11 protein-coding genes, 2 pseudogenes and 1 riboswitch are annotated in these 11007 nt (G+C 50.9%); of the genes and pseudogenes, 11 read left to right on the top strand and 2 right to left on the bottom strand.

Going from position 1 to position 11007, the window contains the following annotated elements:
- Positions 1-207 precede the first annotated feature (207 nt).
- Positions 208-879, top strand: coding sequence for an ArsR/SmtB family transcription factor (locus tag JZI27_RS20760; RefSeq protein WP_280209078.1), 672 nt, complete (start codon positions 208-210; stop codon positions 877-879).
- Positions 880-915: 36 nt separating this feature from the next.
- Positions 916-2211 carry an MFS transporter gene (locus tag JZI27_RS20765; RefSeq protein WP_251243235.1) on the top strand — a complete coding sequence of 432 codons (1296 nt, stop codon included), beginning with the start codon at positions 916-918 and terminating at the stop codon, positions 2209-2211.
- A gap of 149 nt (positions 2212-2360) precedes the next feature.
- Here JZI27_RS20765 and JZI27_RS20770 read toward each other — a convergent pair.
- A pseudogene (locus tag JZI27_RS20770) lies at positions 2361-2891 on the bottom strand (ABC transporter substrate-binding protein); the annotation flags it as partial.
- Between the two features lie 102 nt (positions 2892-2993).
- Between JZI27_RS20770 and JZI27_RS20775 the strand changes: the two are divergent.
- Positions 2994-3272: pseudogene (locus JZI27_RS20775) on the top strand (DUF805 domain-containing protein); the annotation flags it as partial.
- Between the two features lie 64 nt (positions 3273-3336).
- On the opposite strand, the gene JZI27_RS20780 reads toward JZI27_RS20775, so the two are convergent.
- Entirely contained in the window at positions 3337-4236 is a 900-nt protein-coding gene (locus JZI27_RS20780) for an ABC transporter ATP-binding protein (RefSeq protein ID WP_280209080.1), read from the bottom strand.
- Positions 4237-4409: 173 nt separating this feature from the next.
- Positions 4410-4597, top strand: a riboswitch (cobalamin riboswitch).
- A 148-nt stretch (positions 4598-4745) separates the two neighbouring features.
- Here JZI27_RS20780 and JZI27_RS20785 point away from each other — a divergent pair.
- From JZI27_RS20785 to JZI27_RS20820, 8 genes are all read left to right on the top strand, one after another.
- On the top strand, positions 4746-5105 hold the full coding sequence (locus JZI27_RS20785; protein ID WP_251243238.1) for a (2Fe-2S) ferredoxin domain-containing protein: 360 nt from the start codon (positions 4746-4748) through the stop codon (positions 5103-5105).
- 20 nt (positions 5106-5125) lie between these two features.
- Positions 5126-6307, top strand: coding sequence for an ABC transporter substrate-binding protein (locus JZI27_RS20790; protein WP_251243239.1), 1182 nt, complete (start codon positions 5126-5128; stop codon positions 6305-6307).
- Between the two features lie 25 nt (positions 6308-6332).
- Entirely contained in the window at positions 6333-7388 is a 1056-nt protein-coding gene (locus JZI27_RS20795; RefSeq protein WP_280209081.1) for a FecCD family ABC transporter permease, read from the top strand.
- A 15-nt stretch (positions 7389-7403) separates the two neighbouring features.
- Positions 7404-8177: an ABC transporter ATP-binding protein gene (locus JZI27_RS20800; protein WP_280209082.1), complete on the top strand. Its 774-nt coding sequence runs from the start codon at positions 7404-7406 to the stop codon at positions 8175-8177.
- Positions 8178-8196: 19 nt separating this feature from the next.
- Positions 8197-9051, top strand: a complete 855-nt coding sequence (locus JZI27_RS20805) for a class I SAM-dependent methyltransferase (RefSeq protein WP_280209083.1) — start codon at positions 8197-8199, stop codon at positions 9049-9051.
- Positions 9052-9166: 115 nt separating this feature from the next.
- Positions 9167-9715 carry a methylated-DNA--[protein]-cysteine S-methyltransferase gene (locus JZI27_RS20810; protein WP_122910953.1) on the top strand — a complete coding sequence of 183 codons (549 nt, stop codon included), beginning with the start codon at positions 9167-9169 and terminating at the stop codon, positions 9713-9715.
- Entirely contained in the window at positions 9708-10421 is a 714-nt protein-coding gene (locus JZI27_RS20815; RefSeq protein WP_122910954.1) for a 2OG-Fe(II) oxygenase, read from the top strand. Before JZI27_RS20810 ends, JZI27_RS20815 begins: the two co-directional genes overlap by 8 nt.
- A 72-nt stretch (positions 10422-10493) precedes the next feature.
- A complete protein-coding gene (locus JZI27_RS20820) occupies positions 10494-10853 on the top strand; it encodes a nuclear transport factor 2 family protein (protein WP_122910955.1) in 360 nt (119 codons plus the stop codon).
- Positions 10854-11007: the final 154 nt, after the last annotated feature.

The raw sequence follows: 11007 nt of genomic DNA on the forward strand, positions 1-11007 counted from the left end.
TCTTATGGCATCGCGGATGGCAGAGCCGCAACTCTACAGGATCTGGGTATCCAAAAGGCACGGGCGCATCCCTGTGGTGGCTGTTTCTTTCTGTGTAAGTGTAAGCCAGCTTATCAACACACACTTATAAAATTGACAATTTTCTGGAAGGGCACTACACTACAAACAATTCAATCAATCAATTGAATGGTTGAGGTGATAAGAATCATGAGAATGGAGAGAAGATGGAAGGACCAGCTTTATCAGGAGTTTGCTCGTATCGGGAAGTGCCTTTCAAGCCCAAAGCGATTGGAAATCATTGATTTGCTGGCACAAGGCCCCAAGTCAGTCGATCTGATCTCCAAGAATACCGGTATGAGCGTTGCCAATGTATCTCAGCATTTGCAGACGCTGCTTGAAGCACGGCTGGTTCAATTTACGAAAAAAGGCAACTACGTCATTTATGAGTTGGCTGACTTATCTGTAGCTGATTTTATGGTATCCCTGCACCGACTTGGCGAAAATCAGCTCGTCGAGATTCAAAGGATGAAGAGGGATATTTTGCAGCTTCACAAAAGCATGGAACCTATTTCGCTGGAAGTCCTCATGGATCGGATGGAGAGGGGCGAGGTATTGCTGATCGACGTAAGGCCGACGGCAGAGTACGAAAAAGCGCATATCCCGGGCGCTGTTTCTACTCCTATCGATGATTTGGAGAAGCACCTTACTTCATTGCCGGAAGATCGGGATATCGTGGCGTACTGCCGGGGACCTTATTGCCTCATGGCAGCGAAAGCAGTAGAAATCATGAAAGAGAAGGGCCTGAACGCGTTTCGTATCGAAGAGGGCGTACACGAGTGGCATCGATTTGCGAATCAGGAAGCTTTGCTAGAGCAGTAATAAAGCCATTAAGTATGGAAAAGGTGGTTCGAAGAGATGTCACGAAGACGTGATGATGTACAAGATTACTTGAATTCTCCAGAAAAGCAGGGCTGGCTGTATAAACGGACGCTGCTTATCGTCGTTATGTCCCAAATATTCGGAGGCGCAGGCCTGGCTGCGGGGGTAACGGTCGGAGCACTCCTCGCCCAGGATATGCTGGGAACGGACAGCTTTGCAGGAATACCCGCTGCGTTGTTAACGCTTGGTTCCGCCGGAGCTGCACTGATTGTCGGGCGACTTTCCCAACAGTTCGGACGCCGTACAGGACTCGCGGCAGGCTTTCTAGCTGGGGGTATTGGCGCGATCGGGGTGGTCATGGCCGCGGTTGATCGCAATATCTTCCTTCTGTTTGTGTCACTGCTGGTCTATGGTGCCGGGACAGCTACCAATCTGCAAGCGCGCTATGCGGGCACGGATCTGGCAAAGCCCAATCAACGGGCAACGGCAGTCAGTATTGCGATGGTATCGACTACCTTTGGTGCTGTTGCAGGTCCCAACCTGGTCGATGTAATGGGCCAATTCGCTATGTCCATTGGTGTTCCGGCTTTGGCGGGACCGTTCATTTTGGGGGCAGCAGCCTTTACGCTAGCAGGTCTGGTTCTATTGTTATTCCTGCGTCCTGATCCATTCGTGGTGGCAAAAGCCATCGCTCACCAACAGAAAATGGCTCAAAGCGCACAAGACGCGAATGCGGGGAGTCGATCTGTAAACAACCGGGGCATCATTGTGGGAGCCGCCGTCATGATTTTGACGCAAATCGTGATGGTTGCCATTATGACGATGACACCGATCCACATGAAACACCACGGACATGGCTTGAGTGAGATCGGATTAGTGATTGGTGTCCATATCGGCGCGATGTACCTCCCGTCGCTTTTGACAGGTGTCCTCGTAGACAAGATTGGGCGTACGGTGATGTCGTATACATCAGGAGTCATTTTGCTAGCCGCCGGGGTTCTTGCCGCGCTTGCACCTGCCGATTCCATGCTGCTGCTCGTCACAGCTCTCGCGTTGTTGGGGCTGGGCTGGAATTTTGGCTTGATCAGTGGGACAGCACTCATTGTAGATGCCACACATCCTGCCACTCGCGCTAAAACACAAGGTACGATCGATGTCTTGATTGCATTAGCCGGGGCATCGGGTGGGGCACTATCGGGCATGGTTGTCGCTCAGGCCAGCTATGCGACTCTCTCCCTGGCCGGAGGCTTTCTCGCTCTGCTGCTGATTCCAGTCGTCATCTGGTCTCGCAGCAAGAGCAAAGTAGCGCAATCCGAAAGTGCATCACTCTAAATCGCATCAGCTACTCAATCAAGCAAACGAAAAACCGGGCTTTCTCTGTCGAAGGAGGCCCGGTTCCTTTTGTAGAACCAGCAGCTCTACTTTTCTACAGACGAATATTAAAGTAAGAGCCACCCTCCCCATAGCCAAATGCCAAATTAAAAATTCCCTTCGAGCACGTCGGCGCAATAGACCTTTCATTCGGCTGTTCGGATTTCCATCTCAATGCCGAGCGTATGCTTTCATCTGTCCTGCAAGGCCTGAGCGATCTTTTTATCCGTTTCTCCGACATCATAGTAGTAAGTCAGTTTCGGAAATTCATTCAAGCCGAGCTCTTTCATTCCTTCGGCGAGCAGCTGCTTCGCCTTTTCGGTGTCCTCCTTGAAGTAGCCGTCCGGGTTCAGACCCATGGAGACGGGAGCCCATCCGTAGGCAGGAGACACGCCTGTCTGCAGGATGCCATCGACGATTTCCTGTCGATCGATCGCGTAGGAGAAAGCTTGGCGAATCTTTTTGTTGGTAAAAGGCGGTTTGGTTGTATTACAAATGACACCTCGCGTACCGGGATTGTCAGCTACGATCAGCTTGCCCTCTGATTTGATTTGTCCGATGGCATCAGGAGACAGATGGAAGGCAGGGTAGCCGCCCCAATCCAGATCGCCGTTTTCAAACATGGACAAGGCGGTATTGGACCCTGCGGCACCTTATACCCGCTTAGAACTTCAAATATCTGATACCAATGACCTAAATTCTATGATTCCTTAGAAATAAAAAGGAAAGTCATAACTAAATATGTTTTTAGTGTCATTATTTCTCTGGTTCTTTCTCTCGTAGAAAACATGATTGGTCTTACCCAAGTATTAACTGGCATTTATTCCTTAGCTGTTCTGTTGCCTTCTTTGGGTGTTCTGGTACGTCGTCTACACGATACCGGAAGAAGTGGCTGGTGGTTCCTCATCGCGTTCATCCCGTTGGTTGGAGCGATTATCCTGTTGGTATTCGCTTGCCAAGACAGTAAAGAAGACAACCAATACGGACCAAATCCGAAAACAGACGCAAACGCTTTTGTTTAAGCAGCATCAAGCCTCCACCCCTGCATCTTACAGGGGCGGAGGTTTTTTCATTTAACGGACAATATCACGCTTCGTAAACACCGTCCAAGTGATCACCATGAACACTGCAAAATAGCTGCCGAGGACAATCAGCGAAAAACACGACTCTGGGTATTTGGTCGTTGGCGAGCTTTACGGTCAGTGTCTGATCCTTCAGGGTACAGGAGATGTCCAAAGGTGCTGTCGTCAAGGCCGCATAGGCTTCCTCTGGATCGTCAACCTGCAGCGCAATGGTTACGTCCGAGGAGTCGTGATGCATCATTTCCTCCAAGGACTTCACACCGATCAGCTTCCCGTCCTGGATAATAGCGAACTCGTCGCACATGAGCTCCATTTCAGAGAGCAAATGGCTGGAGACGATGACAGCCGTGCCTTCCACCTCCGCCAATTTCCGCAGATGATCGCGAAGCTCCCGAATCCCTGCCGGGTCCAAACCGTTCGTGGGCTCGTCCAATATCAGGACAGATGGACGGTGGAGGAGGGCCTGGGCAATTCCCAGCCGCTGTTTCATTCCAAGCGAGTAGGTTTTCACTTTTTGATGGATGCTTTTTTCCAAGCCTACCAGCGCGATGACTTCCTTGATCCTCTTCCGATCCACGTGCGGGAGCATGTTGGCCGTGTGGATGAGATTCCTGTATCCCGATAGATAGGTGTACATTTGGGGATTCTCGACGATGGCTCCGACATGCTGAATCGCTTTTTCAAATTCATATTTCACGTTGGCTCCATGAATCGTGATCTGACCCTGAGTGATCGAAGCCAATCCGACTATCATGCGGATGATGGTGGTTTTACCGGCACCGTTAGGGCCAAGCAAACCAAATACTTTTCCTTTGTGGATATCTAGACTGATCGGATGAATGATCGTTTTCAGTCCGATTTTTTTGGTTACATTCCTCAATTGAACAACAGGTTCTGATTTCATACTTTCCTCCATTTGCGCGTAAAGCCTTATCTCGTATCTTATAGGTCAAAGGATGTTTCTGAAACGAACTTCAGATCGAAGCTCTCTCCGTCTCGGGATGGATCTTCATGAGTCCCAACTCTCCCGTCGTGCAGGAATTTGAAGAACAATAGGGAATAGTAGCTGAATACGAATTTCATACGATGCAGCTAGGTGCCCTTGCGAGAGCGAGGGGTAACAGGGAATCGGGTGAAAGTCCCGAGCGGTCCCGCCACTGTAAAGGAGAGTTCTCTTTCAAGAATGTCACTCGGCATGCAAGCCGGGGAAGGCGAGAGAGGATGATGATCCAAAGCCAGGAGACCTACCTAGTCTGTCACACCCAAAAAACCTTCGCGGAAAGGAGAGGTGTATGTAGATAGATTTGACAGTCCATATGTATGCTGATGTCGACTAATCCCTTCTACATCCATCCCCGTCCGTAAAAGACGGGGTTTTTCTATTTCCGCCAATACAGAAAAAGGAGTGTTACCATGACTACCTGGAACTTGTCCGGTACCAAGCATCACATGTTTATTTGCAATGGCGGCAGCTGCATGAAGCAGCAGGGGGAGGAGGTCACGCAGGCGATTCGGGAAGAAATCAAACTGCGCTCCGCCGATTCCCTCATCCATACCACGAGAACCAAATGCAATGGGCGCTGCGAAAATGCGTGCGTCGTCATGATCTACCCGCAGGGCGTCTGGTACCAAAACGTGACACCTGAGCTGGCCAAGCGAATTGTGTCCGAGCATGTGCTGGGTGGCCGACCACAGGAAGAGCACCTTCTGTATACCTATCAAAACGAGCTGGTGCCTGCACATGAGAAGGCGGCAGAAGGCAAGCAAAAGTAGAGAAAGAGGAGAGAACAAGGATGAAAGCCATACAATCGAGTCGGTACTTAGCGAGACCATTCCTGATATTCATGCTCGCGATGATGCTTTTGACAGCAGGCTGCGCAGCTGCTCCCACTCCCACCGCGCAGCCGGAGTCGGCACCACAAAAACAGGAGCCCGCGTCCTCAGCGCTCAAGGAGCCGGAAGTACTCACGTTCCAGGATTCTGCTGGGAAAGAAATCACGCTGACACTGCCTATTGAGCGGGCAGTCGTCATCAATCGAAATACATCCGAAGCGATCAAGCTTTTGGGAGCAGAGGAAGCAATAGTAGCTACAGGCGACACGACGCTCAAAAACAATTCCTATCTGGGATATGAGAGCAAGCCGGATGTGGGCGAGACCAAGCAGGTCAATCTGGAGCTGATCTTGAGCCTGAAACCACAGGTCGTCTTTGCCTATACGAATCGGCCGGATCAGACGCTGGAAGAGAAGCTGGAGCCTGCCGGAATCAAGGTCGTTCGCATCAATAACTACCTGCCGGAGCAGATGGACGAGGAGCTGCGTCTGCTCGGGAAAATATTCGGCAAAACGGAAAAGGCAGAAGCGTTTTTACAGTGGAAGCAGTCGATTGAACAGCTGCTGGCTGATCGGGTGGCGGACTTGAAGGAAGAGGAGAAAAAATCGGTCATCGCACTATCGGCGGGCTTCCTCAACTCCAACGGCGGCTATCGGATCTTTCCCAGCAAATCCTTGGGCGGAAAGCCTGGAGTCGGAGAAGGATACGCGACCATTCTGGCGGGTGGTAAGGATGCGGCCGAAGATCTGGAGTGGAATCCAGCGGAGACATCGACCACGATCATGGTGGACGAAGAATACGTGTTGAAAAGAAACCCGGAAGTCATCACCTTGCACGGCACCTGGCTCGGAGGCTATGAAACAGAAGAGACCGAATCGTTCGAGGACGCATTGGAGAATATCATGAAAAGCACTTCCGTTTCCAAGCTCAAAGCTGGTCAGAATCGGGAAATCTACTTTTTCTACACCAATTTTGTAGGTTCGGACAAGCGTTACATCGGGACCTTGCAGCTGGCGAAAAACCTGTATCCGGAACGATTCCAAGACGTCGATCCAGAGCAATACGCAAAAGAATACTATGAAAATTGGCTAGGTGTACCGTACAAAGGGATCTGGACCTATTCCTATAAAGATGCGAAGTAAAGCAGAACGAACGGGAAAGCTGCCGATGGAGCCGCGAATCGCGCAAATCTATCAGGGAAGCGTCAGAAACAAGCTGCTATTGTTGGGTGGAATGCTGCTGCTGTTGGTCATCTCTACGCTTTATGCGATCAGCAGAGGAGCTGTAGAAATACCGCTAATAGACTTGCTGGGCATCTTATTCGGTCAACCGGCAGATGAAATGACCGCCTATATCGTCTATGAAGTGCGTTTGCCACGTATCGTCATGGCGATCGTGACCGGAATCTCGCTCGCCTGTGCCGGAGCCATCATGCAGGCGCTCCTGCGCAATCCGCTGGCCGATCCGTTTACGTTGGGCGTGTCGAGCGGAGCTGCTTTTGGAGCAGCCTTGGCGATCGTGGCAGGGGCGAGCGTATTTGGGATCAATCTCGTCTTATCCGGGCAATGGCTGATTGCCCTTAATGCTTTTGTATTCGGCTGTCTGGCCGTTCTGATCGTGTATGGGATTGCCAGACTGAAAAACAGCTCGACTATGGTGCTGCTCCTGGCTGGTGTGGCGATCGGGCAATTATTCTCGGCTGGCGTATCCAGTTTGAAGTACTTTTCCGACAACGAGGCGTTAAAGGATTTGGTTGTTTGGCTGATGGGCGGCTTTTGGGGGGCAAAATGGCAGGTATTGCAGATGCTGCTCCCGCTGGTGCTGGTTTCACTGGCTGTGTTGATCAAGTACGCCTGGGACCTCAACGCCCTGGGTGCCGGAGAAGAAGTAGCGAGGACGCTTGGCGTCAAAGTCAAACGCATCCGATGGGTATGCCTGCTCGTGGTCACGCTGATGGCATCCACGACCATTGCTTTCACGGGCATCATCGGATTTATCGGACTGGTAGCCCCGCATATCAGCCGGATGATGATCGGTACGGATTATCGTTTTTTGCTGCCTTGCTCCTGTCTGGCGGGGGCCCTGCTGCTGCTCTTGTCGGATACGGCTGCTCGCATGCTGCTGTCCCCGGTCGAGATCCCGGTAGGAATCATTACAGCGTTGTTTGGCGCACCTTTTTTCATTTATCTGCTGGTGAAAAAACGCAGGGACTACTGGGCGTAGAGGAGGGGAAAAAGTATGTTCATGCAAATAAAAGGGCTGTCTGTTCAATTTGGAGCAAAGCCCATTCTGAAGGATATCCGGATGGAGCTGCCCAAGGGAGAGGTTGTCAGCATCGTTGGCCCCAATGGAGCAGGCAAAACCACCTTGCTCAAAAGCATGGCCTCCATTCTGTCTCCGCCCAGAAAAGCAGTCTGGACAGACGGCAAGGATGTCCGCTTGTACGCTGCTAACGAACTGGCAAAAAAGCAAGCCTATGTTCCTCAGCATTCGTCCACTGGTTTTCCCCTGACCGTGATGGAGACTGTACTGCTGGGACGAAAACCGTATATCAAGTGGGGAGTTACCGACCAGGACTTGCAGATTGTGGAGCGGATCATGGACCGACTACAGCTGACCCGATTGAGTGAGCAATTCATTGATGAATGCAGCGGTGGGGAGCGGCAAAAGGTGCTGATCGCCCGCGCTCTAGCCCAGGAGCCGGAAGTACTGCTTCTGGATGAACCTACGTCTGCTCTGGATATCCGCTACCAGCTGGATGTGCTGGAGCTGCTTCGCCAGCTGGCCCGTGAACAGCAGGTACTGGTCGTGCTGATCCTGCACGATCTCGAGCTGGCCGCACGATATTCGGATCGGGTAATTCTGCTCAAAGAGGGGGAGGTTTTTGCTGCCGGCAGGCCAGAGGAGGTCTTTACCCCTGCCCATATCGAGCAGGTTTATGGCGTACATGTGGAGATCGAGCAAGGGAGCTGCGGGATGAAAATGACAGCGATTCGTCCCGTCTTGGTGTAAAGAAAGGTGGAGTTGAAAGATGAATCACGGAGTCAGGTTTTCGATGGACTTCAAAACGCTCTGGCAGGAAGGAATGAAAAATTGGGAGGGCAATCTGCCGCAACGGATGACGGACGATGGCCTGGAAGAGAAGTTTTGGAACCAGTTTTTGCAGGATAAATCCATTCAGGACGAGCCTGATAGCTACATTTCCACGATTTGCGAGGAACTGCTCGCTTTGATCAGTTCGGAGTATGAGGTGCTGGAGATCGGACCTGGATGGGGGAATTACACCTTCGCAGCGGCGCAGAAAGCCAAGGCGCTCACTTGCGTAGACAGCTCCTCCAGTGTGCTGGAATATTTGGCTCACGGTGCGCAAGCCAAAGCTCTCTCCAATATGAGCTTTATCCATGCCAAATGGGAAGAGGTTTTTCTTCATAAAAGCCACGACGTGGTTTTTGGGGTGAATTGCTACTATCGGATGCATGAAATTGATCAAGCATTGGTTCATATGAACAATGCTGCCCGTCGTCTGGCGGTCATCGGCATGACAAGCGGACCTGAGAAGCCTCACTATTGGGAGCTTCACGAGACGCTCGGCTATCGCATCCGTTTTGCGAGAAGAGACTATATCTACTTGACGAATCTGCTCTACGAATTGGGCATAGATGTGAATTGCAAGATTCTCGAATTGCAGAAAACGTATGTGTACGATACGGAAGAGAACTTCATCGAACAAAATCTCCGTGCCATCATGGAGCCGGAGTACGATCGAAAAAAGGCAGAGGAAATATTGCGAAAATACCTCGTCTGGGTCGATGGCAAACCAGCATATGTGCATCATTTTAAAGCGGCGCTGTTGTACTGGAAGCCAGAGCGGATAAAAGGTATGTGATGTGATCCATTATGATTGGCCTTTCACTATCTTGCGAATCCATTCGCAAATACGTACAAACCGCCTTCCGAAGGGGTATACTGTCGGTGAAACCATACCGTGGAGGTGTACCGCAATGAACGGCCAAACCAACCCAGTGATTTACTGGTCGATGCTGGTGTACGAGAACTGGATGATCTATTTGGGGGTAACCTCCCAGGGGCTTTGCTATGTCGGTTCACAGAATCAACCCTTCGATGAGCTGGCAGATTGGGCGAAGACGCACTTTCCCGGCAGTGCCTTGTTGCCGGATGATGAAGCGTGCAGACCGTATAGGACTGAACTGACGGAGTATTTTCAGGGTGTGCGCAAAAGCTTTACCGTACCTTTCGATGTGCACGGCACGCCTTTTCAGCTCGCTGTTTGGAATGCGCTAAGCGAGATTCCGTATGGACAAACCCAAACCTATACCGATATTGCCCATCGCATCAAAAGATCCAACGCCGTACGCGCAGTCGGAGCCGCCATTGGTGCCAACCCGCTCTTGATCACCATCCCGTGCCACCGGGTGATTGGCAAAAGTGGCTCGCTTACCGGCTATCGCGGAGGATTGGAGATGAAGACCAGGTTACTGGAGCTGGAAAAGGTAAGTTCTGCTGTGGGAAGGAGAACGCTCCATGCCTAACCGCCTTTCGGAGCGCATCGCTTCTCTGGAGTGGGAATCCTTGCAGCAAGCACTGGACGAACAGGGCTTTGCCAAGATTCCCCCCTTATTGGACAAAGAGCAATGCGAGGATATCATCCGCACTTATGACCAACCGACTCTTTTCCGCAGTACGATCGACATGTCCAGATATCGCTTTGGCATGGGTGAGTACAAATACTATCAGGCGCCGCTGCCAAACATTCTGCAACAGCTTCGTGAAGGGTTCTACCCCGAGCTGGCCAAGACAGCAAATCGTTGGCTTGAACAGCTCGGCCATACGGCGGTGTATCCTGCCTCTCTGGGAGAATTCCTGGACCATTGCCATCAGCAAGGACAGGTGCGTTCAACGCCATTGATCCTGAAATATGAAGCAGGGGGCTACAATTGCTTGCATCAGGATTTGTACGGTGAAGTGTACTTCCCATTCCAGGTTGTCTTTGTATTGAATCAAAGAGAAGTGGATTATTCAGGCGGTGAGTTTCTGCTTGTCGAACAACGGCCGCGAGCGCAAAGCCGAGGCCATGTCATAACATTGGAACAAGGTGCGGGGCTGGTTTTTCCAACCACGCAGCGACCTGTATCGGGTACGCGTGGATTCTACAGAACGACTCTTCGGCATGGTGTCAGTACCATCACCTCAGGTACGCGGTATAGTCTGGGCATTATTTTTCATGACGCCAAGTAGAAGGATCTACCTCCTTTCTTCCAGTCAAAAGTATAATAGAAGAAAAGCACTCTATGAAAAGGGGAGAAATCCGTGTCAGCAGCCAAAACACCGGAACAAATCGTCCAGGAGCAGCTCGATTTTTACAACAAACAAGACGTAGCAGGCTTTGCATCCACATACACGGATGATGTCCAGTTAATGAACCATCCCAGCGGAGACGTCTTTGTCAGCGGCCAAGAAGAGCTAAAAGAACGATACGCAAAAATGTTTCAGGCAAATCCAGAAAATCATGCAGCGTTGAAAAATCGGATTGTATTCGGCGACTTTGTCATCGATCTGGAGGAAGTTTCCGGTCGTGATAACCGCGAGCCATTCCAGGCAGTGGCAATCTATCAGGTAAAAGAGGGTCTGATCAGCAAGGTGTGGTTTCTGGAGAAAAAAGGTGAATAGGCAAGATTTCAGAGACGTAAGCTAGACTTAAACAAGCCGTCATACAGGAAAGCCCAGCACACGAGGTGCTGGGTTTTTTGGTACTATCGGAAAGTTTAAGTGCGCTAAAGCGCTAAAAAGATTAGCGGAAGATAGTATAAGTGCAACTAAGGCT

The organism is Brevibacillus sp. AY1, from assembly GCF_029870785.1.
GTDB lineage: Bacteria > Bacillota > Bacilli > Brevibacillales > Brevibacillaceae > Brevibacillus > Brevibacillus invocatus.